The organism is Ruegeria halocynthiae (assembly GCF_900106805.1).
GTDB lineage: Bacteria > Pseudomonadota > Alphaproteobacteria > Rhodobacterales > Rhodobacteraceae > Ruegeria > Ruegeria halocynthiae.
Map to the genome: position 1 here is coordinate 244,239 of NZ_FNNP01000004.1, position 24,256 is coordinate 268,494.

General features: G+C 58.8%; 23 protein-coding genes. 14 read left to right on the forward strand and 9 right to left on the reverse strand.

The features are described 5' to 3' along the window. Positions 1 to 36: 36 nt before the first annotated feature. From BLU89_RS13515 to BLU89_RS13525, 3 genes are all read left to right on the forward strand, one after another. Positions 37 to 552 carry a DUF3035 domain-containing protein gene (locus BLU89_RS13515; RefSeq protein ID WP_074737358.1) on the forward strand — a complete coding sequence of 172 codons (516 nt, stop codon included), beginning with the start codon at positions 37 to 39 and terminating at the stop codon, positions 550 to 552. An 85-nt stretch (positions 553 to 637) separates the two neighbouring features. Then, the gene (locus BLU89_RS13520) at positions 638 to 1,978 is read left to right on the forward strand and encodes a M16 family metallopeptidase (RefSeq protein WP_074737359.1); all 1,341 of its coding nucleotides are present in this window, start codon (positions 638 to 640) and stop codon (positions 1,976 to 1,978) included. Then, positions 1,975 to 3,285 (forward strand): M16 family metallopeptidase, encoded by a 1,311-nt coding sequence (locus BLU89_RS13525; protein ID WP_074737360.1) that lies wholly within the window; start codon positions 1,975 to 1,977, stop codon positions 3,283 to 3,285. The genes BLU89_RS13520 and BLU89_RS13525 overlap by 4 nt, the downstream gene beginning before the upstream one ends. A gap of 162 nt (positions 3,286 to 3,447) precedes the next feature. Here BLU89_RS13525 and BLU89_RS13530 read toward each other — a convergent pair whose 3' ends face one another. From BLU89_RS13530 to deoC, 3 genes are read right to left on the reverse strand one after another with little or no spacing between them, the layout of a single operon-like run. Then, positions 3,448 to 4,263: an SDR family oxidoreductase gene (locus BLU89_RS13530; protein ID WP_074737361.1), complete on the reverse strand. Its 816-nt coding sequence runs from the start codon at positions 4,261 to 4,263 to the stop codon at positions 3,448 to 3,450. A gap of 24 nt (positions 4,264 to 4,287) precedes the next feature. Then, positions 4,288 to 6,621, reverse strand: coding sequence for an aldehyde dehydrogenase family protein (locus tag BLU89_RS13535; RefSeq protein ID WP_074737362.1), 2,334 nt, complete (start codon positions 6,619 to 6,621; stop codon positions 4,288 to 4,290). Positions 6,622 to 6,632: 11 nt separating this feature from the next. After that, positions 6,633 to 7,631 (reverse strand): deoxyribose-phosphate aldolase, encoded by a 999-nt coding sequence (gene deoC / locus BLU89_RS13540; protein WP_074737363.1) that lies wholly within the window; start codon positions 7,629 to 7,631, stop codon positions 6,633 to 6,635. Between the two features lie 197 nt (positions 7,632 to 7,828). On the opposite strand from deoC, the gene BLU89_RS13545 reads away from it, so the two are divergent. The 6 genes from BLU89_RS13545 to BLU89_RS13570 all read left to right on the forward strand — a co-directional run bounded on the left by BLU89_RS13545 (position 7,829) and on the right by BLU89_RS13570 (position 15,140). Then, entirely contained in the window at positions 7,829 to 8,782 is a 954-nt protein-coding gene (locus tag BLU89_RS13545) for a metal ABC transporter solute-binding protein, Zn/Mn family (RefSeq protein ID WP_074737364.1), read from the forward strand. Between the two features lie 3 nt (positions 8,783 to 8,785). Beyond that, entirely contained in the window at positions 8,786 to 9,589 is an 804-nt protein-coding gene (locus tag BLU89_RS13550; protein ID WP_074737365.1) for a metal ABC transporter ATP-binding protein, read from the forward strand. A gap of 2 nt (positions 9,590 to 9,591) precedes the next feature. Continuing rightward, positions 9,592 to 10,797: a metal ABC transporter permease gene (locus BLU89_RS13555; RefSeq protein WP_074737366.1), complete on the forward strand. Its 1,206-nt coding sequence runs from the start codon at positions 9,592 to 9,594 to the stop codon at positions 10,795 to 10,797. Continuing rightward, positions 10,794 to 11,723 (forward strand): metal ABC transporter permease, encoded by a 930-nt coding sequence (locus BLU89_RS13560; RefSeq protein ID WP_074737367.1) that lies wholly within the window; start codon positions 10,794 to 10,796, stop codon positions 11,721 to 11,723. Before BLU89_RS13555 ends, BLU89_RS13560 begins: the two co-directional genes overlap by 4 nt. Before the next feature lie 284 nt (positions 11,724 to 12,007). Continuing rightward, the gene (mutL, locus tag BLU89_RS13565) at positions 12,008 to 13,858 is read left to right on the forward strand and encodes a DNA mismatch repair endonuclease MutL (protein ID WP_074737368.1); all 1,851 of its coding nucleotides are present in this window, start codon (positions 12,008 to 12,010) and stop codon (positions 13,856 to 13,858) included. 52 nt (positions 13,859 to 13,910) lie between these two features. Next, the gene (locus tag BLU89_RS13570) at positions 13,911 to 15,140 is read left to right on the forward strand and encodes a DNA recombination protein RmuC (protein WP_074737369.1); all 1,230 of its coding nucleotides are present in this window, start codon (positions 13,911 to 13,913) and stop codon (positions 15,138 to 15,140) included. A 10-nt stretch (positions 15,141 to 15,150) separates the two neighbouring features. Here the strand turns inward: BLU89_RS13570 and BLU89_RS13575 are convergent, their stop codons facing one another. Then, positions 15,151 to 15,801, reverse strand: coding sequence for a ChrR family anti-sigma-E factor (locus BLU89_RS13575; protein WP_074737399.1), 651 nt, complete (start codon positions 15,799 to 15,801; stop codon positions 15,151 to 15,153). Positions 15,802 to 15,811: 10 nt separating this feature from the next. After that, entirely contained in the window at positions 15,812 to 16,468 is a 657-nt protein-coding gene (locus BLU89_RS13580; RefSeq protein WP_074737370.1) for a sigma-70 family RNA polymerase sigma factor, read from the reverse strand. A gap of 149 nt (positions 16,469 to 16,617) precedes the next feature. On the opposite strand from BLU89_RS13580, the gene BLU89_RS13585 reads away from it, so the two are divergent. From BLU89_RS13585 to BLU89_RS13600, 4 genes are all read left to right on the forward strand, one after another. Then, a complete protein-coding gene (locus tag BLU89_RS13585; protein ID WP_074737371.1) occupies positions 16,618 to 17,388 on the forward strand; it encodes a DUF1365 domain-containing protein in 771 nt (256 codons plus the stop codon). Between the two features lie 87 nt (positions 17,389 to 17,475). Continuing rightward, positions 17,476 to 17,793 carry a DUF3775 domain-containing protein gene (locus tag BLU89_RS13590; RefSeq protein ID WP_074737372.1) on the forward strand — a complete coding sequence of 106 codons (318 nt, stop codon included), beginning with the start codon at positions 17,476 to 17,478 and terminating at the stop codon, positions 17,791 to 17,793. Positions 17,794 to 17,930: 137 nt separating this feature from the next. Further along, the gene (locus BLU89_RS13595; protein WP_074737373.1) at positions 17,931 to 18,521 is read left to right on the forward strand and encodes a tetratricopeptide repeat protein; all 591 of its coding nucleotides are present in this window, start codon (positions 17,931 to 17,933) and stop codon (positions 18,519 to 18,521) included. 27 nt (positions 18,522 to 18,548) lie between these two features. Continuing rightward, positions 18,549 to 19,013, forward strand: coding sequence for a hypothetical protein (locus BLU89_RS13600; protein ID WP_143030580.1), 465 nt, complete (start codon positions 18,549 to 18,551; stop codon positions 19,011 to 19,013). Positions 19,014 to 19,051: 38 nt separating this feature from the next. On the opposite strand, the gene BLU89_RS13605 is transcribed toward BLU89_RS13600, so the two are convergent. From BLU89_RS13605 to BLU89_RS13620, 4 genes are read right to left on the reverse strand one after another with little or no spacing between them, the layout of a single operon-like run. After that, entirely contained in the window at positions 19,052 to 20,194 is a 1,143-nt protein-coding gene (locus BLU89_RS13605; RefSeq protein ID WP_074737375.1) for a saccharopine dehydrogenase family protein, read from the reverse strand. Positions 20,195 to 20,197: 3 nt separating this feature from the next. Continuing rightward, positions 20,198 to 21,253, reverse strand: a complete 1,056-nt coding sequence (locus BLU89_RS13610; RefSeq protein ID WP_074737376.1) for a saccharopine dehydrogenase — start codon at positions 21,251 to 21,253, stop codon at positions 20,198 to 20,200. A gap of 14 nt (positions 21,254 to 21,267) precedes the next feature. After that, positions 21,268 to 21,882: a glutathione S-transferase family protein gene (locus tag BLU89_RS13615; protein ID WP_074737377.1), complete on the reverse strand. Its 615-nt coding sequence runs from the start codon at positions 21,880 to 21,882 to the stop codon at positions 21,268 to 21,270. A 15-nt stretch (positions 21,883 to 21,897) separates the two neighbouring features. Next, the gene (locus BLU89_RS13620; protein ID WP_074737378.1) at positions 21,898 to 22,548 is read right to left on the reverse strand and encodes a histidine phosphatase family protein; all 651 of its coding nucleotides are present in this window, start codon (positions 22,546 to 22,548) and stop codon (positions 21,898 to 21,900) included. A 129-nt stretch (positions 22,549 to 22,677) separates the two neighbouring features. Here BLU89_RS13620 and BLU89_RS13625 point away from each other — a divergent pair, with 129 nt between their 5' ends. Further along, complete coding sequence (locus tag BLU89_RS13625; RefSeq protein WP_074737379.1) at positions 22,678 to 23,871, forward strand: Zn-dependent hydrolase; 1,194 nt, start codon at positions 22,678 to 22,680, stop codon at positions 23,869 to 23,871. The last annotated feature ends 385 nt before the right edge of the window (positions 23,872 to 24,256 follow it).

Sequence of the window (24,256 nt, forward strand, 5' to 3'; positions counted from 1 at the left end):
TGCGATAAAAGCGCCTGAAACTGGCTGGAGACACTGATGCGTATGCCACGCGCCATTCTTGTTCTGACACTCGCAGCATCTGTTGCGGGCTGTTCCGATATCGGTTTGCGCAATCTTGAACCGCCGGGCAAGGGGCCGGACGAGTTCTCGGTGCTGCCGGTCAAACCACTGACCCAGCCCCAGGATTATGCGTTCCTGCCCGCACCCACTCCGGGGGGCGAGAACCTGACCGACCCCCACCCCAAAGCTGATGCGGTTGTGGCATTGGGCGGCAGTGAGGCCGCGCTAAATCCCAATGCACCTATTCCCTCAGGTGATGCGGCGCTGGTGACAGCCTCGAGCCGATATGGCGTGCCGGCCAATACCCGCCAGGTGACCACCCAGGAAGACGTGGATTTCCGCAAGCGCAAGTCTCGCTGGACCCGATTGCGCCTGTTCCCGGTTGACCGGTATGCGCAGGCTTATGAGCGAGAAGCCATCAATGCCAACAATGCGAACGAGGCCGCGCGTCAGCGTGGGATCGAAACACCTTCGGCGCCACCGCTTGAATGAATTCTTCTTAACTTTCCGTCATTGGCCTTGAACACCGGCACCACCACCGTAGTTTGAATACCAGAAACGAAACGGAGGACGCCCCATGGTTCGGGCCCTGGCACTGTCGGCTGCTCTGATCGCCGCTACACCCTTGTTCGCCAAAGAAGGGCACGAGGCGGTCACCACTTTCACGCTCGACAATGGCATGGATGTCGTGGTGGTCGAAGATCACCGCGCGCCGGTCGTGCAGCATATGGTCTGGTACCGGGCCGGGTCTGCGGATGAACCGATCGGCTCGTCCGGCGTGGCGCATTTCCTTGAACATCTGCTGTTCAAGGGGACCGATACGATGAAGGCGGGCGAGTTGTCCGCCACCGTCGCTGCCAATGGCGGCAATGATAATGCCTTCACCTCGTACGACTACACCGCTTATTTCCAGCGCGTTGCGGCGGACCGGCTGGAACTGATGATGGGGATGGAGGCGGACCGGATGCGCAACATTCGCCTGACCGAGAATGACATCACTACTGAACGTGACGTGATCCTGGAAGAGCGCAACCAGAGGACCGAAAACAACCCCCGTGCCCTGTTCGGTGAACAGATGAGCGCAGCGCAGTATCTGAACCATCGCTATGGCGTTCCCATCATCGGCTGGAAGCATGAGATGGAAGCGCTGGACATGGACGATGCGCTGTCCTTCTATCAGACCCACTATGCGCCCAATAACGCCATTCTGGTTGTAACCGGCGATGTCGACCCGGGCGAGGTCAGGGCGCTGGCTGATCAGTATTACGGCGTGATTCCCGCCAATCTCGATCTGCCGGAACGAGTCCGCTCGCAGGAGCCTCCGCAAACGGCAGAACGCCGCCTGACCTACAAGGATGCCCGCGTGGCGCAACCTTATGTGCAGCGCAGCTATCTGGCGCCCGAACGCGATGCAGGTGAGCAGGAAAAAGCCGCCGCTCTGTACCTGCTGGCCGAGTTGCTGGGCGGTAGCACCACCTCCTACCTGAACGAGAAGCTTCAGTTCGAGCAGCAGAAGGTAGTCTATACCGGGGCGTTCTACCGTGGTGTCTCATTGGACGACACGACCTTTGATCTGATCGTTGTGCCGGCCGAGGGCGTCTCGTTGCAGGAGGCTGAGGATGCAATGGACGAAGCCGTCGCGGATTTCATCGCCAAAGGCGTGAATCAGGAAGATCTGGACCGCATCAAAATGCAGCTCCGCGCGGCGCAAACCTATGCGCGCGACAATGTGGACGGTATCGGAAACCGCTATGGCCGCGCGTTAACCAGCGGATTGACCGTCGAGGACGTGCAGGCCTGGCCCGATATCGTACAGACCGTCACCGGGGATGAAATCATCGCCGCAGCCCGCGAGGTGCTGCAGCTCGAAACATCCGTAACTGGCTGGATGATACGTGACGATGAGGTGACCCAATGAAACGGATTTTCGCGACCCTTATCGCTGTTGTGATTGCGCTGCCCGCATGGGCTGAAATCGAGATTGAAGAAGTTACCTCGCCCGGCGGTATCACCGCTTGGCTGGTCGAGGATCACTCGATCCCCTTCACCGCTCTGGAACTGCGGTTTCGGGGCGGTACCTCGCTGGACGATCCGGACGCACGAGGCGCGGTCTACCTGATGAGCGGGCTGATCGAAGAAGGCGCGGGCGACATGGACGCGCGAACCTATGCCCGCGAACTTGAATCGCTGGCGGCGTCTTTCAGCTATCGTGCGACGGATGACACAGTTTCCATTTCGACACGGTTTTTGACCGAGAACCGGGATGAGGTGATTGATCTGTTGCAGACCACGATTCACAAGCCCCGTTTCGATCAGGATGCTATCGACCGGGTGCGGGCTCAGGTGATTTCAGGCCTGCGATCGGATCAGACAGACCCAAACGATATCGCAGGCCGCAGTTTTGCGGAAATGGCCTATGGCGACCATCCCTATGGGTCGGACGGTAAAGGTACGATCGAAAGTGTCTCTGCCCTGACTCGTGACGATATCGTTGCCGCCTATGACAATGTTTTTGCCAGAGACCGGCTTTATGTCGGCGCGGTTGGAGACATCACCGCCAAAGAGCTGGGCGTATTGCTGGACGATTTGCTGGTGGACCTGCCTGCAACCGGAAAACCTGTTCCGGACAAGGCAGACGTCACAATTGACGGCGGCGTGAATGTGGTGGATTTTAACACTCCGCAATCGGTCGCTCTGTTTGGTCAGGAGGGCATTGATCGCGACGACCCTGATTTTTTTGCGGCCTATATTCTGAACCATATTCTGGGTGGCGGCGGTTTCGAGAGTCGTCTGATGCAGGAAGTACGCGAAAAACGCGGCCTGACCTATGGTGTGGCGACCTATCTGGTGCCCAAGGATCTGGCTTCGGTCTATCTGGGTTCGGTCTCTTCAGCCAATGACCGTATTGCCGAAGCGGTGGACGTGATCCGGCAGGAGTGGGCGCGCGCAGCCACACAAGGCGTGACGCAAAAAGAACTGGATGACGCCAAGACATATCTGACCGGGGCCTACCCGCTGCGTTTTGATGGCAACGGACAGATCGCCGGGATCATGGTGGGGATGCAGATGGAAGACCTGCCCATCGACTATATTGCGACCCGTAATGACAAGGTGAACGCGGTGACGTTGAAAGATGTGAACCGCGTCGCGGCCGAATTGCTGGACCCCGATGGACTGCACTTTACCGTTGTTGGCAAGCCCGAGGGGCTGGAAACCACGAACTGATGAAACAAGGGCGGAGCAGATCAACCGCATTGGTGGGGCACGTCGGGTCACGAGTGACGCCAAGATTCTAAACCAGACATTTGGCTTTGTTTGCTGAATGTCTGGTCTCCTACACACACACCTTTGCACGGGCAGTACCCTCGCAGAATTCCGCAGAGATGCTCAGCCCTGCTTTCCTGCTGCGTCGCGCAGCATCTGCCCCATCATCTGTCCGAACTTGCCGGACCCGCGCTGATACAGCGCACCGTCCACAGACAGAACCGTGCCGCTGATATAGCTGGCCAGATCCGAGCTGAGAAACAGGCAGGCATTGGCAACGTCCCGAGGCTGACCCCAGCGCCCCAGCGGAACGTCACGGCGCAGCGCTTCTCCGGCATCAGGCGTCGGGGCCAGGCGTTTGGCCCCTTCGGTGCCCTCGATGAAACCGGGCACGACCGAGTTCACCCGAATGCCTTCAATGCCCCATTCCATCGACAGCGTGCGGGTGATCTGATCGACACCCGCTTTTGCGGCGCAGACATGGGCCTGCCCTTCGTAGGGCAGAAACGCCTGCGGGGCCGAAATGTTGATGATGCTGGCGCCGGGGCGTTTGAGGAAAGGATAAGCCCCTTTCATCACATGGACCGTGCCCATCAGATCGATATCGATCACGGTCTTGAAGGCGTTGACCGACATCTCGGCGGCCAGTGCAGGGAAATTGCCCGCCGCGCCTGAGACGAGAACGTCAAAATCACCCAAAGCGTCATGGAACTGTTTCAATCCTGCGGCCACCGCGTCTGGATCTCGCACGTCAAAGGCCGCACCGATTGCCTCCTGCGCACCGGCCGCCTTCAGCGCCGCAACTGTATCATCAACTTTTTCCTGTGAACGGCTGGCAACGGCCAATTTGGCACCCGATGCCGCAAAAGCCTCGGCGATGCCTCGATTAATACCGCTGGTGCCACCGATAACGATGGCAGTCTTTCCTGAAAAATCCATTTGGGCCTCCCTGATGCGGGAGCCCTATTCGCCGTAGGGCACCCAGATGTTTTTCACTTCGGTCGCAGCCTGCAGGAAGCGGCGGGAATGGTCTACGCTCCAGTCAAATGCCGTTGCGTTATTGACCCAGGTGCGTTTGATGTTCCCGGCCGAGACGACCTCAATCTCTTTTGACAGATCGGTGGACGAGAACGACCAGACCGCATCGACGTTCAGGTGCGAGGCCAGCGGTTTCGCCAGTTCCGCATGGCTACCGGTCAGGATGTTGACCACGCCTGCGGGCACATCCGAAGTTTCAAGAATCTGGTAGAAATCGGTCGCCGCCAGCGGATAGGGCTCGGAGGCTGCCAAAACCACCCGGTTGCCCATCGCAATCGCAGGGGCCATGGCCGAGACCAGACCCAGAAGCGGCGCCTCATCCGCACAAAGCGCGCCGATGACACCGACCGGTTCCTTCATTGCAATGGCCACGCCCCGGATCGGAACGCCATGCACTTGACCATCATACTTGTCGGCCCAGGCGGCTGCGGTGAACAGGCGCTGGATCGAAGCTTCGACCTCTTTCGCGCCGTCCTTTTTGCCGGTCATTGCGTCGATACGAACGGCGAATTCATCGGCCCGCGCCGAAAGGTTTTCGCCGATGTAATACAGGACCTGCGCCCGCAGGTGGCCGGTGGTCTTGGACCAACCTTTGGCACCTGCCGCGGCCTCAACCGCGTTCCGGACATCCTTGCGATTGCCAAGTCCCACATGGCCCAGCAGGCCGGATTTGCCCCAGACGGGTTTTGAGTAGCCGCTATCGGGCCGGGCCTGCTTGCCGCCTATATACATCTTGGCGGTGCGGTCAATCGGATCGACAGGGGCACCTTCGCCCGTAGTGGCTTCGACCTTCGCCAGCGGCTTAGCCTTGCCTTTGGGCTTGGTATAGGCCGCCAGACCTTCCCAACCGCCTTCGCGGCCAAAGCCGCTTTCGCGCACGCCGCCGAACCCGGCAGCGGCATCGAACAGGTTGGTCGCATTCACCCAGACCACGCCGGCGACCAGCTTGGGTGCGATATCCAGTGCGAGGTTCACGTTCTCGGTCCAGACCGTTGCGGCCAAGCCGTAGCGAGTGTTGTTGGCCAACTCGACCGCTTCTTCCGGGGTGCGGAAAGTAGACGACACCAGAACCGGGCCAAAAATCTCTTCCTGCATCAGCGGGTCTGAGGTTTCTAACCCCGAGATCAATGTCGGCGGGTAGTAGCAGCCATTCTCTGGCAGCTCGCAGGCCGCCTGATGGACGTGACCGGCCGTGTTGCTTTCGACCATGCCCTTGATGGTCTGCAGCTGAACCGGATCCACAACCGCGCCGACATCTATGCATTTGTCCAGCGGGTCGCCGATGCGCAACATGTCCATCCGGGCGCGAAGCTTCTCGTGGAAGCGGTCGGCGATGCCTTCTTGCACCAGCAGGCGCGATCCCGCACAGCAGACCTGACCTTGATTGAACCAGATCGCGTCGACCAGACCTTCGATAGCTGAATCGATATCGGCGTCGTCGAAGACGACGTAGGCCGATTTGCCGCCCAGTTCCAGGGTCAGTTCCTTGCCCGAGCCTGCAGTCGCCTCGCGGATACGGCGGCCTACAACGGTTGAGCCGGTAAAGGCAATTTTATCAACGTCCGAGTTTACAATCATCTCGCCCGCGGCACCGTCGCCGGTCACGATGTTGACCACGCCTTTCGGTAGCCCGGCCTGTGTGCAGATATCGGCAAACAGCAAAGCGGTTAGCGAAGTATATTCGGCCGGTTTCAAAACCACCGTATTCCCCATTGCCAGCGCCGGGGCGATCTTCCACGACAACATCAGCAGCGGGAAATTCCACGGGATGATCTGGCCGCACACGCCCAGAGCCTGAGCGTCGGGCAGCTCGCTTTCCATCAGCTGCGCCATGCCCGCGTGGTAATAGAAATGCCGCTGAGCCAGCGGGATGTCGATATCGCGTGATTCACGGATCGGTTTGCCGTTATCCATGCTCTCCAGCACTGCAAACAAGCGCGAATGCTTCTGCAGCAGGCGCGCAATCGCGTAGAGATACCGAGCACGACCCGCACCACCCAGCTTTTCCCACTTGGGTTGCGCTTTACGTGCGGCACCAACGGCAGCGTCCACGTCAGCCTGTTTGGCTTGTGTCAGCTTGGCCAGAACTTCTCCGGTCGCCGGGTTGCGGCTGTCAAACCCCTTGCCAGGCTTGGTGAAGGCACCGTCGATATAGTGACCGAACTTGTCGCCCTGATCGACCAGCCAAGCCAGTGCTTCGGCGGCGCTTTCAGGGGCAGGGCCATAATCCATGGTCTCGAAAATCTCTTTGACTGTCATTGTTCTTGTCCTCAGCCCATGGAGTGACGGTAGCCAGCGGAGTAGGCACCGGTGACGTAGTGTTCCAATTGCCGCTCGATATCGCCCAGCAATGATGATGCGCCAAAGCGGTACAAGTCCGGCTGCAGCCAACGGTCACCCAGTTCATCCTTGATCAGAGACAGGTAAACCAGCGCGTCCTTAGCCTTTGAGATGCCGCCTGCAGGCTTATAGCCAACGCGGTACCCGGTGCGGTCATAGTAGTCGCGGATCGCACGGATCATGACCAACGAAACGGGCAGAGTAGCGTTCACACTTTCCTTGCCGGTCGAAGTCTTGATGAAATCCGCCCCGGCCATCACGCAGACCAGCGAGGCGCGGGCGACATTGCGCAGGCTGCCCAATTCACCGGTGGCGAGGATGGCTTTGACATGGGCATCGCCACAAGCGACGCGGAACGCCTTCATCTCATCGTACAGGGCCTGCCAGTCGCCAGACAGCACATGGCGGCGTGAGATCACGATGTCGATCTCTTCAGCACCCGCTTTGACGCTTTCTTCAATCTCGGCCACGCGCAGGTGGAAGGGGGATAGGCCCGCCGGAAAGCCGGTGGACACCGCGGCAACCGGTATACCCGTGCCCTTCAACGCATCAACGGCAGTTTCGATCATGTCATGGTAGACACAGACCGCTCCGGTGGTGATTGGCGGCATATCCAGTGCCTGCAGGACCGCTGGCGCCACCGGTTGACGGGCCTTGGCGCACAGACGGCGGACCCGGCCCACCGTGTCATCGCCCGACAAAGTGGTCAGGTCGATCATGGTGATCGCCTTCAGCAGCCACGCGGCTTGATAATCCTTCTTCACCGATCGCCGACCGGGAAGGGTCGCGGCGCGGCGTTCAATGGCCGACGTATTGGCCTGTACGGCCCGCACCCAATCCAGATCCAGTTCCATGCCGGGGTTCCGGGGTTCAGTCACCTGCGGCAGATGCGGGGTGCGCACGGGGCTTTCTGAGCTCTGCGTTTCCATTACTTCCGTCCTTTAGGAGGTTTGCAGTAAAATCGCATGGGTCGCAGGGAAAGGAAAGGTGTGCCAACACGTGAACAGCTAAAAATTTGACCAAATGGACAAAATAGGTGTTTTCTTGCGAGTAATTCGCATTTGCATTGACTTACTTGCGAATGGTTCTCATATTGGGTGAATAAGACACCCGAACGGAGTCGGAGATGATTCGTCGCACCTTTCTTGCAGCATTGGCGTTGGCCGCTGCATTGCCGGCAGTTGCCATGGCTGAGGCGCCGCTTAAAGTGGTCGCCACCACCGGCATGATTGCCGACGCTGCCCGTCAGGTTGGCGGGGATCAGGTTGAGGTCAAAGGCCTGATGGGCCCGGGTGTCGACCCGCATGCCTATCGCCAGACCCGGACCGATATCGTGGCGATGACTCGCGCCGATCTGGTGCTGTGGCACGGGCTCTATCTGGAAGCACAGATGGGTGATTTCTTTGACGATCTGGGTCGCAAGCAGAGCGTTGTGGCTGTGGCTGAAGGGATCGACAAAACCAAACTGCGCGCCCATGATAATTATGACGACAAATACGACCCGCACGTCTGGATGAGCCCGGTGTTGTGGCGTGATGTGGTGCTTGAGGTGCAACACGCGCTGACCGAAGCCCGACCTGAGGCCGCAGATGTTTTTGCCGCAAATACCCAGGCGTTCCTGGCCGAGATCGACGCATTGAGCGCTTATGGTGACCAAATGTTGATCGCAGTTCCTGAAGACAATCGTGTGCTGGTTACGGCCCACGACGCCTTTGGATATTTCGGTGCTGAATATGGTTATGAAGTTTTGGGCATTCAGGGCATCTCAACCCAGTCCGAGGCGGGCCTGAACCGGATTGGTGAACTGGTCGACACACTTGTGAACCGGCAGTTGAATGCGGTCTTTGTGGAAAGCTCGGTTTCCGACCGCTCGATGCGTGCCCTGATCGAGGGTGCCGCAGCCGAAGGGCATGACGTGGGTGTTGGCGGGGAACTTTATTCCGACGCCATGGGCGAACCGGGCACCTATGAGGGCACCTATATTGGTATGCTCGATCACAACATCACCGTGATCGCCGGTGCACTGGGCGCGGACGCGCCCGCGCGTGGCATGAACGGCAAATTGTCGGCGGGGTTCTGAGCGATGCTGGAACTTGCCGCAGTTCAGGGTGTTTCCACAGAAGAACAGAACGTTGATCACAGCCCTCTTGCCATTCGCGGTCTGACTGTTTCGTACGGGCAAAAACCTGCTGTGTTCTCGGTGGATATGACGGTGCAACCTGGCGCGATGACCGCGATCATCGGGCCGAACGGGGCCGGCAAATCGACCATTCTCAAGGCCGCACTGGGTATCGTTTCGCCGCTGTCTGGGCAGGTGATGGTCTATGGTCAGCCGCTCGATGATCAACGCGCCCGTATCGCATATGTGCCACAACGCGCCAGCGTGGACTGGGATTTCCCAACGCGCGTGATTGACGTGGTTCTGATGGGCTTGTCACGTCAGTTGGGTCTTCTGGGCCGTGTTCGCGCACGCCACAAGGCCCGTGCGATGGACTGCCTGAACCGTGTGGGTATGCGTGAATTCGCCGACCGTCAGATTGGCCAGCTATCTGGTGGTCAGCAGCAGAGGGTCTTTCTTGCCCGTGCCTTGGCGCAGGACGCCGATCTGTATCTGCTTGACGAACCCTTTGCGGGCGTCGATGCCGCGACCGAAAAGGCCATCATCGCTGTGCTGAAATCGTTGAAAGAGGCGGGTAAGACTGTCGTCGTGGTGCATCACGATCTGGCCACGGTTACAGATTATTTCGACCATGTATTCCTGATCAACACCCGCAAAGTGGCCGAAGGCCCGGTGGCGCAGGCCTTTACTGTCGAAACGCTGCAAGCTGCCTATGGCGGGCGCCTCGCAACGGCCCAAATCGATCAGATATCACGCGCGTTGGGATAGCCATGCTCTGGGAAGCTCTGACCCTACAGCTTGGCTATAACGCCACGCTGGTCGCAATCGGTGCGACGTTGTTAGGCGTTTCGGCGGGTGTGACCGGGACATTCTTGTTCCTGCGCAAACGTGCTCTGGTCAGCGATGCCATCAGCCATGCGACCCTACCAGGCGTTTGCCTTGCTTTCATGGTTTTGGTGGCCTTTGGTGGCGATGGGCGTAACCTGATCGGTCTGCTTGCGGGTTCGGCCATGTCCGCGTGGATCGGTCTGCTCTGTATGAACTGGCTGACACGCCATACACGGCTTGCAGAAGATGCCGCCATCGGCGCAGTTCTGTCAGTGTTCTTCGGGTTTGGTATTGTTCTGCTGACCGTCATTCAAACCATGGGAGTTGGTCGGCAAGCCGGGCTGGAAGGGTTCTTGCTGGGCTCTACTGCGGGGATGCTGTGGGCGGATGCCCTGGTGATCGCGATCGGAGGCGCGGCGACGCTGGTGCTGGTGATGATCATCCGCCGTCCGATGACAATGGTGGCCTTTGACCCCGAATTCGCTGCTGCGCGCGGGTTGCCCGTGCATCGGATTGATCTTGCGATGATGGGCCTTGTCATGGCTGTCACCGTGGTTGGGCTGAAAATCGTTGGCCTGATCCTGATCGTTGCTTTGTTGATTATTCCTCCGGTGACGGCCCGGTTCTGGACTGACCGATCCGACCGCGTGGTATTGATCGCGGGGCTGGCCGGAGGTCTTGCGGGCTATTTGGGGGCGGCGCTGTCAGCCTTGGCCCCGAACTTGCCGACAGGTCCGATCATCGTTCTGGTCAGCTTTGGATTCTTTGCGCTGTCCTTGTTGCTTGCGCCAGTGCGAGGTGTACTGGCCGCCGTTCTGCGCCATTTGCGGTTCCAGCGCCGAGTGCATATCCGGCAGGGTTTGTTGGCGTTGGCGCAAGGGCAGAAGATATATGAACCGCTGACCATTCGCTTGTTGCGCCGTGCTGGCGCCGTGCGTGCCGATGGTGTCGCGACTGAGGCTGGCAAATCGCGTGCCGCCAAAGCCTTGCGGGATGAAAAGCGGTGGGAGATCGTGCGCGCCGATCAGGCGCATGAGGCGACCGCGGCGCTGTACAATGGTCTACGCGATATTGAAACCGTGCTGACACAAGACCAGATCGCCGAGATCGACCGCCGTATCGGTGGTCCGCAGGAGGTTACGCCATGAGCGGCGAAGAGTTTGTACCCCTGTCGCTGACGCCGTTGTTGATCGGCACATTTGCCGCCATCGCCTGTGCACTGCCCGGCAATTTTCTGGTGCTGCGCAAACAGGCCCTGATCGGCGATGCGATCAGCCATGTGGTGCTGCCCGGTATCGTCGTGGCGTTTTTGCTGACGGGGGCGATCTCAACCTGGCCGATGATGCTGGGTGCGGCCGGGGCCGCTGTTGTCGCCGTTGTGATGATCGAAGCCATCCGGCGATTGGGTCAAATCGAACCGGGTGCTGCGATGGGTGTCGTATTCACGACCATGTTCGCGGGCGGTGTTCTTCTGCTTGAGCAAACCGACACTTCGACAGTCCATCTGGATGTGGAGCACGCGCTGTACGGGAATCTGGAAAGCCTGATATGGCTGGATGCAACGGGCTGGTCGTCGCTGTTGGATGTGCAGGCATTGGCTGGGCTGCCGCCTGAATTGCCGCGCATCGCGCTGACATTGACGGGTGTCATCCTGTTTACGTGGCTGTTTTGGCGACCGCTCAAGATATCTACCTTTGACGAGGGCTTTGCCCGGACCATCGGTATCCGAACCGGTGCGCTTGGGCTGGCTTTGGTGATCACCGCTGCGATCGCCGCTGTTGCTGCATTTGATGCGGTGGGCTCAATCATTGTGATTGCCATGTTTATCTGCCCGCCATCAGCGGCCCGGATGATGACCAACAGGCTTGAAACCCAGATCGTCTGGAGCGTAATTTTTGCGACCGTCTCTGCCGTGTCAGGCTACGTGTTGGCAGGGTATGGCCCGCTGTGGCTGGGTGCTGCAGATGCCGTGAGCGCGGCAGGGATGATTGCGACGATCTCGGGCCTGATTCTGGCCCTAACCGCCGCCCTTGGCCCGTGCCGCGCCCGTACAGGAGCACCAAGTCACGCTTGACTTGGCGTATTCACGCCAACGGTCTCCGCAGGGTATCGGCTGAACTTCGCCAAGTGGAAACAGTCCCTTAATCTTAACAAGATTTATTCCATATCGCGTGATACCAAATCTTCAATTGTTAACCGCATGACCACCACTCACTTTGGTTTGTCCGGCCAGTTCTGACCCTAGTCGCTACCCCCTCTTCGGCGCGGTCAAGTTGGCCGGACACCCTGTTTTAGACCCCCTTGGCATCCATTCAAATCAGTGGTCGAATCGCGTGTACCTATGCTAGGTCTAGCGGTATGGTTTATGCAGACCCCAATATCAGCGATAATCGCCCGGTGATCCGACAGCTTGATGATGCGGCTATCAACCGGATTGCGGCGGGTGAGGTCGTGGAACGACCGGCCTCTGCGGTCAAGGAACTGGTCGAAAACGCCATCGACGCCGGGGCCGCTCGGATTGCCATTGATATCGCGGACGGGGGTAAGACTCTGATTCGTGTCACAGATGACGGCTGCGGCATCGCGGCAAGTGATCTGCCGTTGGCATTGTCGCGTCATGCCACTTCAAAGATCGACGGGTCGGACCTGTTGAACATTCATACATTCGGGTTTCGCGGTGAGGCCCTGCCATCGTTGGGGGCAGTTGGGCGTCTGAGTATCACCAGCCGTGTTCCGGGGGCTGACGCGGCCTCGATCCGCGTATCAGGTGGTCAAATGGAGGCGGTGAAACCCGCAGCATTGCGCGCAGGCACGGTGGTCGATCTGCGCGACCTGTTCTACGCCACTCCAGCTAGGCTGAAATTCATGCGCACGGACCGGGCCGAGGCGCAGGCGATCTCGGACATCGTGAAACGTCTGGCGATGGCTGAGCCTGCGGTCGCGTTCACTCTGCGCGATGTCTCGGGCGGTCGTGAGGGGCGCGTGACCTTCCGCGCCGACCGCGAGAATGGTGATCTGTTCGATGCGCTGCACGCCCGTCTGGCCCGTGTTCTTGGTCGTGAGTTTGCCGAGAACGCCTTGCAGATTGATGCCACCCGTGAAGGGCTCAGGCTGTATGGATATGCTGCGCTGCCGACCTATTCGCGCGGTGCTGCCGTAGCGCAGTATCTTTTCGTCAACGGGCGACCTGTGCGGGACAAGATGCTGACTGGAGCCCTGCGCGCCGCCTATTTCGATTTTCTCAGTCGCGACCGGCATCCTGCGGCGGCACTTTTTGTTGATTGCGATCCGACGCTGGTCGATGTGAACGTGCATCCTGCAAAATCCGAAGTGCGGTTCCGCGATCCGGGTCTGGCGCGCGGCTTGATCGTGTCCAGCCTGCGCCATGCGCTGGCCGAGGCCGGGCACAGGGCATCCTCGACTGTCGCCAACGCTACCTTGGGTGCAATGCGGCCAGAACCTGAGTCCGTTGCGCCGGCGCGGGTGTATCAGATGGATCGCCCTTCGCCCGCAGCACGTCAGGCAGCCTATCGGGCGCAGTCTCCGGGCTTTGCGGAGCTGTCGCAGGATTATAGCGGACGTTTCGTTGAGCCGGTGCCCGAAGTTGCGCCGATCGAGGAGAGGCAAGACCTGCCCTTGGGTGCTGCGCGTGGGCAAGTGCACGAGAACTACATTATCGCTCAGACTGCCGATGGTATGGTGATTGTGGATCAGCACGCGGCGCATGAACGTTTGGTCTACGAGAAGCTGAAGTCTCAGATGGCCAAAAACGGCGTCGCGGCGCAGGCTTTGCTGATCCCCGAAATCGTCGACCTGACCGAAAGCGATTGCACGCGCCTGATGGCTGTTGCAGAGGATCTGGCGCGTTTTGGATTGGCCATAGAACCCTTTGGCGGCGGTGCTATCGCCGTGCGTGAGACCCCGGCCATTCTAGGCGAGGTCGATGCCCGCGCGATGATCCTCGACATTCTTGATGAGCTTGCCGATCAGGGCGAAAGCCGAACCGTGCAGGCGCGGATCGAGGCGATCCTGAGCCGCGTGGCTTGCCACGGCTCTGTCCGGTCCGGGCGTCGGATGCGCGCCGAAGAGATGAACGCCCTGTTGCGCGAGATGGAGGCGACGCCTCATTCCGGCCAATGCAACCACGGACGGCCAACTTACGTGGAACTGAAGCTGAGCGATATCGAACGCCTGTTCGGCCGCAGTTGATCCGAGGGTCCGCTCGGGTTATGAAGAATAAAACAAGAACACCCGAGGCGACATGATCGAGATTGCTGGCACCCAATATGCATTGAATGACCCCGTTATCCTGATTGCGGGCGGTGTGGTGACGTTGATTCTGTTGCTGTTGTTTCTGTCGCTACGCGCTGCAAACCGTTCGGCGCGGATGGCGGAACCTCTGGCGCGGCAGATAGCGCATCTGGGCCAACACGTGCAGGCACTGGGGCAAGGGCAGGAGCAAATGCGTGGTGGTCTGCAGCATGTTTCAGACGCGCAGGCCAATGCGCAGGTGCAAGTGATCCAGACTGTCGAATCCCGCCTATCCTCGGTGCAGCAACAAATGAATGACCGACTGGCGGATAACGCGATGAAATCGGCGCGCGCGCTGGCCGAGATGCAGGAGCGGATGAAAGAATCTCTGCATGGATCATCGAAGCAAACAGCGAGTTCGCTGACGCAACTTCAGGAACGTCTCGCGGCGATTGACAAGGCGCAAGACAACATCACCAAGCTTTCAGGAGATGTATTGAGTTTGCAGGATATTCTGTCGAACAAGCAGACGCGCGGCGCGTTCGGGGAGATCCAGCTGAACGATATCGTCTCTAAGGCGCTGCCATCGGATAGTTTTAAGCTGCAGGCAACATTGTCGAACGGGCGACGAGCGGATTGCCTGATCAACCTGCCGAACCCTCCTGGACCGATTGTGATCGACAGCAAATTCCCGCTGGAAGCCTATGAGGCGCTGATCGGATCGACTAATGATCTGGAGCTGAAAGCTGCGGCACAGATGTTCCGCAGTACGGTGCGGAAGCACATCAACGATATAGCCGAGAAGTATATCCTGGATGGCGAAACTGCTGATGGAGCGCTGATGTTCCTGCCGTCCGAGGCGGTCTATGCCGAGCTGCACGCCAAGTTCCCTGAACTGGTGCAGGAGAGCTTTTCGAAACGCGTTTGGATCGTGTCCCCGACCACCTGCATGGCGACACTGAACACGATGCGTGCGATCCTCAAGGACGCGAGGATGCAGGAACAGGCGGGTGCGATCCGCAAAGAACTGGGGATGCTGCACAAGGATGTTGAACGTCTGGGCGATCGTGTGTTGAACCTTGATCGCCATTTCGGGCAGGCTGCCAAGGATATTTCGGAAATCAAGATCAGTGCCGAAAAGGCCGGTCGCCGCGCGCAGAGGTTGGACAATTTCGATTTCGAAGAGATTGCACCCGATGATCAGTCCAACGTGGTGCCGCTGGGAAAGACCGAAAGCTAGCTACCCGTAGTCAGATTCGCAGGAAAGGCTGGAGCAGGCGCGGCATCAGTTTGCTGAACTTCAGCGGTGCGTCAGTGACGGCCAGACAAATACAATCGTCTGATATATCTGCCGTAGGCGTATGGTGAACATCCTGATCGGCGATTTCGACATCGCCACGCGCGAAATGATCGAGCTCATCCGAGAAGGCACCCTGCAGGACCATGGTCAGCTCAATGCCGTTATGGCTGTGGTCAGGCACAGCGGACCCGGCCGGAATGAACAGCAACCGCGCGGTGGCTTCGCTGGTTGTCGGCAGAATGGCTTGTTTGACACCCATGCCGACTGGCTTCCATTTGATGGCATTCACATCACCGCCAACATAATCTTGCAGCGGTGCAGGTAAGACCGAACAGAACGAGCGTTCGGGTCGGGGCGTGGGCACACCTTGGGCGATCAATGCCATCGTCGCCGCCAGCGAGCCGTCGTTCATGCTTTCAGTGGTATCCTGCGCCTGCAGAACACAGCCGCCAACGGCGTCAAAGCTTTCGGCGCGGGCACGGCAGTGGTCACACAATGACAGATGCGTGGCAACCATCAGGTCGAACGCTTCGGGCAGGCTACCTGCGGCATAGGCCATCAGCAGGTCGTCGGTCAGGTGATGTTTGATATCGTTACTCATCATCGTCATCTCAATTCATCGCGTGGCGCAAGCGATCCAGCGCCAACCGTATCCGTGATTTGATCGTGCCCAAAGGCAATCCGGTCTGAGATGCGATTTCTCGATGGCTCAGATCTCCGAAATAGGCTTTCTCGATCAGCTGTCTTTGCGCCTCGGGTAACGCCGTCATGGCATCACGCAGCTGCGCGGTTTCCTGCTGCAGTACCAGAACGTCTTCCTGCTCGGGCTCTGCTTCTGGTCCCCACCAGAGGTCTTCAGGTTCGGGGCGGCGTTGCTTGCGCAACACATCGATGCGCTTGTTCCTTGCGATTGTGAACACCCACGTCGCTACGGTCGCGCGGGAAGGATCGAACAGATGGGCCTTGTGCCAAAGGGTCGCCATTACCTCTTGCGCACATTCCTCGGCCAGCGCCGCATCCGATCCGGACTTGATCAGGAATGCTTTGATGCGGGGTGCGAAATGCTGAAAAAGCTCAGCAAAAGAAACCTGATCCTGCGCGTCGCGGATACGACGAACGTGGCCCACCCATTCTCTCTTGGTGTCGCAGGTTTTGTTTTGTTTGTTCACCGGTTTGCCCTTGAAGCGTTTGGGGCCGCGCCAGACAGACTTGGCGGCAATTTCAGGTGCCGGTTCGTCCAAAGTCGCGGTGTAGATCTCAGTAAACATAACCTCAATACGCGACGTGGCCCAAGCTGGATCAGTTTGGATTACAATTTTTCATCCACTACGGGCTGTTTATCGTAATGTAAGCAGAAGGAGTATGCGGAAAAGAATGTCGTTTGAACAGTTTGCAGGAAGTACGGAACATCTGCATCATGAACACAGTTGATCACATTGCAGGTCATACTTTTCACGGACGCAAGGGCGCCGTCGAGAATGCATTTCGCTATTCCATCGACTACATTCTGTTCAACCCGGAAGCCTGCCTCGAGACACCTGCGCTGTTCTCGGTCAATGCTGCTAACATCACCAACTGGCGTGATCTCGATCACGGGGGAGAACCCGGTCAGGGGCGCGGGGCGGTCTGGCTGCGCGAATGTTTTGAAACGCAAGGTATTCCGCTACCGGCTCGAATGATGTTGCTGACTCAACCCCGGCTGCTTGGGCATGTGTTCAACCCTGTCAGCTTCTGGTTTTGCTTTGATGAAGCGGATCAGCTCTATGCAGTGGTGGCCGAGGTGACCAACACCTATGGTACACGCCACAGCTATCTGTGCCATAAACCCGATTTTTCGATCATCACGCCGGCAGACCGGATAGTGGCCGACAAGCTGATGCATGTCTCTCCGTTCCAGAAGATCGAAGGCACGTATACCTTCCGGTTTGACTATCGGGATGAGCGCGTCGGTGTCTGGATTGACTATGGGCGCGCCGGTGGTGGCCTGATCGCAACGCTGACCGGCCCTCGCCAACCGCTTAGCAACCATATTATTCTGCGATCGCTATGGCGGCGTCCGTTTGGGGCGCGGCGGGCCGTAGTGCTGATCCACTGGCAGGCATTGAAGCTGTGGCTCAAACGGGCGCGGTTCCGACCGTTCCGCACCGCGCCGGTGCCGGATCGGCCCGTCTCTCGTACGCGCCGGTAAAGCCTGCCGCTTTGCGCAAGATCAAAGACGGTTGCGTACGGGAGGGTTCAGATATGTCTGAACCGCGAACACGAGGAGTTGGGACAAATGTTGGAAATCTCGGCAAGAAAAATTGCCCAGGTCGCCATGATGGGGCGTGAACTGAACCGGGCCGAGGCCGAATTGCGCGCTTTCATTGAACGGATGGGCGAGGACGAGCAAGCCGAGTTGGTGGCCGTCATGTGGATCGGTCGCGAGAGCTTTTTTGCCGAGGATTTGGTCGAGGCCATCGCCACCGCAAAGGCCGAAGCGTCGACCCCTTGTGCCGATTACCTGATCGGAACTCCCCATCTGTCGGATCATCTGGAAAACGGGCTGGATGCGCTGGGGATATCGGCTGAGGATGTCGAGAACGATCTGATGTAACTGCCGGCGCTTGTGCTACGGGAGCGAGGGGTCGGTCCCACATGCGCCTCGGAGTATTTCTGGTCAGATGAAGCGGACGTGGACAACCGACAAATGGTCTGCTTAGTGTCGGATTTGATATATTCTAGGTTGTTTGAATGAGCTCTGGTCATCCTGATGGCGCCCCGCCCCGCTCTGTTTCTTTGGTGAAGATAGCGGCGGTTTTGATCATCCTTGCCACCCTTGGCCTGTTGTTTCTGCAGAAAAAGCAAAAAACTTGGATCGTTGCGTGCTCGGACACAGCGGGCGAACCGGAGCATGTCCTTGCTGCCTGTGATCAGGCACTGAGATGGGCGGTTCGTAAGCCCGCTGCACGGTCGTTGATGTATCGACATAAAATGCGGGTGTACCTGGCGCGCAACCACTTGGGCGCTGCGGTGCGCGAGGCCGACCTGGCTATCGAAGAACACCCTGAAAGCCGCGTACCCTGGCAGTGGAAGGCTATGACGCTCGCTCGGGCCAAAGAATACCCGGCAGCGATGGAGGCGATCGAGGCAGCGCTCGCACGCGCGCCGGGAGACGACTATTCGCTGGAAACGAAAGCCAAGCTGTTACAGAAGATGGATCGGCTGGAAGATGTGGAGCCGCTGGTGGAGGCAGCTGTTGCGCAGTACGAAATGGGATCGTGGGCTTGGAACTACGCAGGCTATTTCAGGTTGAAGAGTAAAGAGTACAAGTCGTCGGCATAGACATTTGCCGAAGCCATGAGACTGGATTTGACCGACGATTACAGTCGACGGAAATTCTTTGAGGCCTGCGTGGCTGCCGGATCCGATTGCCCGGCCTTGTTTAGCGAAAAGCGCAGTGACTACCCGGTTCTAAACTGCAGAATTGCGATTGAAAACTGGGGTGATCTGTATCCCCAGCTTGCTGAGGAGCTATTGGCTGATACGGGGTATGAGACGATGACCGAGCTGTCAGAGAAAGGCGGGGAGCCGTTCAGGTATATTTTCCAAGCGATCTATCTTGGCCCGGCAATGGATGTGATGTCGAACTATCCTGCGGACTCAGCCGAGGAATTTGTCACTAATGAGCGGGTCTTTGACTGTGTATACGGCGGTAAGTTTGTATTCCCGGATGGGTATATCGACGACGGGGATCTGAAGCTCGCAAACAAGAACCTCTTCAGCCCCGAGGTGCGCCAGAACCTGATTGATCTGGCGCACACCGCTTTGAACTAGAACGCCACCGCTGACTTGGCCAGCCTGTCGTAGCTTAGCTAATCAAGATGATCCACAATCTGCAAATGCTGCACCAGCGTGTCGATCTCGGACATCCAATCGCGCACCAGTTTCGGATCGCTCGGTGCGGCGTGGACGCCTGCGGGAATTGCTCGGTTCAGGACGGCCTCGACCGCCAATGACACCGGGATGGATACCAGACGCGCCATCGCGGTGCCGCGTGCGTCCCCCCACGCATCCATGACATAAGTCTTGTGCCAGACTTCAACGCCGCCTGCCTCGGCCTTCAGCCCTACGCACAGAACCACGCGGTCGGATTCTCCCTCGTCATAGGCATTATCGGCCCAGAACTGATCCGACATCTCTTTCAGGCGCGCATCGCCTTCAGGACCCGAAAGCGTTTCGATCTCAGTGAACACGTCCGACCATGCGTCGGCCCAACCGTTCAGGCGCAGGGTGCCACGGACGAATTCCTTGACGGTCCAGTGATCCTCGAACTGGTATTCGGCCATAAAGGGCAGCGAGTCGCGGTTCGGGTAGACCTCGAAACTTTCGGGCGTCGGCAAGGGGGCGATATAGCTGGTGATCGCGTCCCATGGGCGTGTAACGTCAAGCGGGGCGAAATTGCGGATCGATTTCGACGGCGAACGCAGCGCCTTGAGTACCCCCAATGGCGACCAGCTGAATTTGTAGCGGAACGGGTTCGGGTTCTTGGGTATACCCCCGCAATAAGAGATGAAACTCAGGTGGTTTTGCGGATCGAACGCGTCCGAGGCGCGGTAGTCGGCGACCAGCGCGTGCGCCATCAGGTGATCTATCCCCGGGTCCAACCCGACTTCGTTGACCAATGCCACGCCGGCTTCCCGAGCCATGCTGTCCAATCCGCGCATTTCGGGCGCGATGTAGGAGGATGAGACAAAGTTGGCCTCTTTCGATATCGCCAGTTCGGCCAGCGGCACGTGCCAGTCGCCCGGTAGCATGGAAACGATCACGTCGCCCTTCTCAAGCACCGTGTCCAAGGCGTCGATGTCGAAGGCATGGATGTCGTCGGTTAGATCTCCGACCTCGGTTTTGGCCTTCTCGATGGTTCGGTTCCAGACGGTAACCTTGTGCCCGCCTTCAATCAGGCGGCGCAGGCCGGGAATAGCCGACAGGCCGGTGCCACACCAGTGAATCGTCATCGCTCAGATTCCTTCGATATGAGTTTCATAAGTTGCTTCTGCCCGTGCCCAGACACCCTTGTCCAGATCGGTCAGGCTCAGCAGTGAGGGCAGCAATTGCGCGGCGTAGTCTTCCGAGCTTTCGACCGGAAGCATCGAAGGCAGGTTGTCGATCGCCATCACGTCCATCACCGGGTCGGTGGCGACACGCAGCGTGGGGGCGTCCCATGTGGTGGCGCGGTCGTAAACCGGTACCGGGTTGTAATCGCTATCCGGATCGCAAGCGACATCACCGATGGCGGTTAGTTTGCGCGTAGCAGTGAGCGCTGAGCGTGGAACAAAGACTGGCGTACCCGGGCGCGCGAAGATGCAGTTCAGGAATAGGTTATGGTCCAGGATTTCGGGGAAGGGACCGCCACTGGCAGTTTCAGCCATGTCCCATTTGGTGACTGCGACACCCATCGCTTCGCACAGATCAGCGGCGCCTGCGCCCACACGACCCAACGCACCAATAACGATAGCGCGGGGGCGGTCGGCGCCGGTGGCGTCCAGCTCGGCCAGCAGCTCTGCATTCAGCGTGTCTTTGCCCGCATAGACCCCGACCGGCGGGCATTCCGCATCCCGTTGTTGAGCCGCCCAAGTCTTGAGCGTCACAGCCGCACCTGCATACCCGGCCCAATAGCCAAAGGCCGCGACCCGGCGGCCGTCCTCATCCACCAGGTACTCCAAATCATAGAGAGTGCCACCGCCAGCCTTGAACCGCTGCAGGAGTGCGCGACCGGAATGCTGACCCTTATAGGCATGGCCGAACATGATGTGGCGATGGGGCAAGGGAGTGCCGTCTTCGGGCAATTCCTTGAGGCCGAAGATGATGGCGTCCAGCGGAGCCTTGGGCCAGGAGTTCTCGGCCGCGATCTCGCAACCTGCATTCTTGTAGCTTTCAATCGGGATCGCACGGACATGGCTTTCCTCGACCGTCACGCGGATACCGACCGCGATAAGCGCGGCGGCACCTTCGGGGGTCAATCCAACCCGTTCCTCGTTCGGGCGCTGCTCTGCCCGGACCCAGAGATGTGTCATCGTATTTCCTTTTGTCAGAGCATTCCGGCTGTGCGCACCGCCTGAATGGATGGTCGCGCTTCCATCGCTTTTCGGAACGCCAAAATCTTGGGAAAAGCCGAGACGTCAACGCCGTCGCCTTCCAGCCAACTGCAGACCACGTACAGATATGCGTCGGCCAGCGAAAATGCCTCACCCAATACAAAAGGTCCGCGTAGTCCGTTGGAACAGATATAGGCGCATGATGCCGTCATCGTCTGCGCGACCTTGACTTTCATATCCTTCCAGCTGGATTTCTGATCAGCCCAACGGTGCCCGCGCAGCTTGTGGGCGTGGTTCACATGCATGGTCGAGGCGAGATAATACATAACTTCTCGCATCCGCGCAGCCATGACCGGATCGGCGGGTACCAGCCCGGTACTGGGCGCCCTAGCCGCAACATATTCCAGCAGCGCCCCGGTTTCTGTCAAAATGCCGCCGTCAACCACCAGCGCCGGAACCCGGCCCTTGGGGTTGATCTGCTTGTAGGCGGGTTTGGTCTGCTCACCGCCGGCAAAATCCAGCTGGATCGCGTCATAATCCAGCCCGGACTCATGCAGAGCGATGGCAACGGCGACCGAGATGGTACGGGGTGCATAATATAGCTGCATCAGGAACCTCCGAGGTTACAGGTGGGTCTGCGCAAAATGTCGGTCAGGCGCTTCCAGATGGGGGATCGCGTTGAACAGTACCGGGCTTAGTTGCGCGCCAATCGGGTGCAGACGATGCATCGACGTGTTCATGATGGCAAGAGCCACACGCGCCATCGACGGGATGTCCAGCCCCATAGCCTGCCGCACGACCATTGATATCAACCCGCCCGAGGTCACAACAATCGCCGGGCCGCCGTCGGTTCCAATCTCGTGCAACGCATCTGAAACCCGGGTTTCGAATGCGTTGAAAGTTTCCGGAGCATTGTCGATCTCGCCATTGGCCCAGGCGGCAAAGGTTCGGGGCAGATGCTCCACGAAACCCTCGCGATCGGTTGGAATCGTTACTCCGTGCTGATCCTGAAACAGCTGCGCGAGGGTGAAGTATTCGATCTCGTTCAACCGCGCGTCGCGGACGGGCGATGGCAAGGCCATGCTTGCGGCGGTCTCCACATGCCGGGTCAGGGTACCGCAATAGACCCGCGGATGATGAGCCCGTGTATCCTTCAGGTGCGCACCCAACCACCGGGCCTGCTGATGGCCCAGCTCACTGAGCTTGTCATAGTTCGTCTCGTCTCGTGCGGTTGTGTTGGCCTGCCCGTGACGCACCAGTGTGATATGTGACATGTCGATCCCTCTTGCGCTTAGGTCTTAGGGCAGGTTCAGGGCCGGTGCCAGTGCGGTTTCGTGCACGACAGAAAAAACCCCTATGAGAGTTGCGGTTTATAGCTATGGTCGGGCATCAAAGGGGGCGCCATGGCTGTCAATCACACCCGTTTTTTGGCCGATCTGCACAAACTGCGCACATTCGGAGCTTCGGGCATAGGCAAAGGCGTTGTGCGACCTGCCTACTCCGAGGCTGATATTGCCGCGCGCCGATGGCTGGCCGGGCGGATGTCGGATGCTGGCCTGACACCGCATTTCGATCCGGTCGGCAATCTGTTCGGTCTGGCTGAGGGGCCTTCGCTGCTGATGGGCTCACACTCCGACAGCCAGCCCGAAGGAGGTTGGCTGGATGGCGCGCTGGGCGTCATCGCCGCGCTGGAGATCGCGCGCTCCGGTGACTGGCCCGTCTCGGTCGTCAGCTTTCAGGATGAAGAGGGGCGATTCGGGGTCACCACCGGGTCGGCGGTCTGGTCAGGCGGGTTGCCTCTGGAAAAAGCGGATGATCTGATCGACGGCGCAGGCGTCAGTTTTGGTGCGGCGCGGTCCTCGATGGCTGACCTGTCGCAGGATTTCATCGACCCTGCCTGCTTCCATGGCTTCATCGAGATGCATATCGAGCAAGGCCCCGCATTGGATGTGGCTGGTGAACGGATCGGGGTGGTCACCGATATCGTCGGCATCCGAGATATGGTTGTCACCTTCGAAGGGCAGCAGAACCACGCCGGAACCACGCCAATGCACCTGCGTCGCGATGCGTTTCAGGCTCTTTCTCTGTTCAACGCGCGGCTCAACGAGCGTTTTCAGAATGTAGTAACGCCACAAACGGTCTGGACCATAGGGCGGGTCGATCTGCATCCGAATGCATCGTCTATCGTGCCGGGGCGGGCGAGGTTCTCAATGCAATGGCGCGATGGTGATGGTGACCGGCTGGCGCGCATGGAAGAGATCATCCGTACCACTGCGCAGCAGGTGGCCGAGGAACAGGGCATGATGTTGGAATATGGCCCTATGCTGGGTTTGGAGCCCGTCAGCATGGACATGACCTTGCGCAATGCGCTGGAAACCGGTGCGCAGGCCGTCGCGCCGGACAACTGGCGCCCGATGCCGTCCGGGGCACTGCACGACGCTACCAATGTCTCGCGCTTGATGCCGGTTGCTATGTTGTTTGTGCCCTCGATCAACGGAATCAGCCATGATTTCGCCGAGGACACGGCTGAGGATGATCTGGTCACCGGTCTGCGCGTATTGGACCATGCGGTTCGGTCTTTGCGCAGTTCGGCATAGGGCATGGGGAAAATGTCAATTTTCCAGCTATTTGCTTTGATGCTGGTAGGGCGTATCAGGTCTGTTTCGCACACGGCTCAACATGGTCTTATTGGTTCTGCACAAGGAGTGTTGCCTAACGAAAAAAGGTTTCCTATAGGAATATTATTGATGTATGCGTCCGTATGCAGACCTGCCATGGCAGAGGTGAGTTAGCAAAATTCGGGGCTGAATCGTTGCATTTTGTGCAGCTTGAGTCAGACTGACAGGTATGAGTTCCGGCCATTAACTGCAGAAAAAAGGTGCCCGCCATGACATCCATAAAACGCACGCCGTTGCACTCCCTTCATGTTGAGTTGGGGGGTAAGTTGGTTGATTTTGCGGGCTGGGAGATGCCTGTGCAGTA

Bases quoted from the DNA above. Each gene is read 5' to 3' on its own strand.
- BLU89_RS13545 (WP_074737364.1), top strand. From the start codon at position 7,829: ATGATTCGTCGCACCTTTCTTGCAGCATTGGCGTTGGCCGCTGCATTG.
- BLU89_RS13570 (WP_074737369.1), top strand. From the start codon at position 13,911: ATGATCGAGATTGCTGGCACCCAATATGCATTGAATGACCCCGTTATC.
- BLU89_RS13530 (WP_074737361.1), bottom strand. From the start codon at position 4,263: ATGGATTTTTCAGGAAAGACTGCCATCGTTATCGGTGGCACCAGCGGT.
- BLU89_RS13585 (WP_074737371.1), top strand. From the start codon at position 16,618: ATGAACACAGTTGATCACATTGCAGGTCATACTTTTCACGGACGCAAG.
- deoC (WP_074737363.1), bottom strand. From the start codon at position 7,631: ATGGAAACGCAGAGCTCAGAAAGCCCCGTGCGCACCCCGCATCTGCCG.
- BLU89_RS13550 (WP_074737365.1), top strand. From the start codon at position 8,786: ATGCTGGAACTTGCCGCAGTTCAGGGTGTTTCCACAGAAGAACAGAAC.
- BLU89_RS13595 (WP_074737373.1), top strand. From the start codon at position 17,931: ATGAGCTCTGGTCATCCTGATGGCGCCCCGCCCCGCTCTGTTTCTTTG.
- BLU89_RS13575 (WP_074737399.1), bottom strand. From the start codon at position 15,801: ATGAGTAACGATATCAAACATCACCTGACCGACGACCTGCTGATGGCC.
- mutL (WP_074737368.1), top strand. From the start codon at position 12,008: ATGGTTTATGCAGACCCCAATATCAGCGATAATCGCCCGGTGATCCGA.
- BLU89_RS13555 (WP_074737366.1), top strand. From the start codon at position 9,592: ATGCTCTGGGAAGCTCTGACCCTACAGCTTGGCTATAACGCCACGCTG.
- BLU89_RS13615 (WP_074737377.1), bottom strand. From the start codon at position 21,882: ATGCAGCTATATTATGCACCCCGTACCATCTCGGTCGCCGTTGCCATC.
- BLU89_RS13620 (WP_074737378.1), bottom strand. From the start codon at position 22,548: ATGTCACATATCACACTGGTGCGTCACGGGCAGGCCAACACAACCGCA.
- BLU89_RS13590 (WP_074737372.1), top strand. From the start codon at position 17,476: ATGTTGGAAATCTCGGCAAGAAAAATTGCCCAGGTCGCCATGATGGGG.
- BLU89_RS13580 (WP_074737370.1), bottom strand. From the start codon at position 16,468: ATGTTTACTGAGATCTACACCGCGACTTTGGACGAACCGGCACCTGAA.
- BLU89_RS13515 (WP_074737358.1), top strand. From the start codon at position 37: ATGCGTATGCCACGCGCCATTCTTGTTCTGACACTCGCAGCATCTGTT.
- BLU89_RS13535 (WP_074737362.1), bottom strand. From the start codon at position 6,621: ATGACAGTCAAAGAGATTTTCGAGACCATGGATTATGGCCCTGCCCCT.
- BLU89_RS13610 (WP_074737376.1), bottom strand. From the start codon at position 21,253: ATGACACATCTCTGGGTCCGGGCAGAGCAGCGCCCGAACGAGGAACGG.
- BLU89_RS13520 (WP_074737359.1), top strand. From the start codon at position 638: ATGGTTCGGGCCCTGGCACTGTCGGCTGCTCTGATCGCCGCTACACCC.
- BLU89_RS13525 (WP_074737360.1), top strand. From the start codon at position 1,975: ATGAAACGGATTTTCGCGACCCTTATCGCTGTTGTGATTGCGCTGCCC.
- BLU89_RS13560 (WP_074737367.1), top strand. From the start codon at position 10,794: ATGAGCGGCGAAGAGTTTGTACCCCTGTCGCTGACGCCGTTGTTGATC.
- BLU89_RS13625 (WP_074737379.1), top strand. From the start codon at position 22,678: ATGGCTGTCAATCACACCCGTTTTTTGGCCGATCTGCACAAACTGCGC.
- BLU89_RS13605 (WP_074737375.1), bottom strand. From the start codon at position 20,194: ATGACGATTCACTGGTGTGGCACCGGCCTGTCGGCTATTCCCGGCCTG.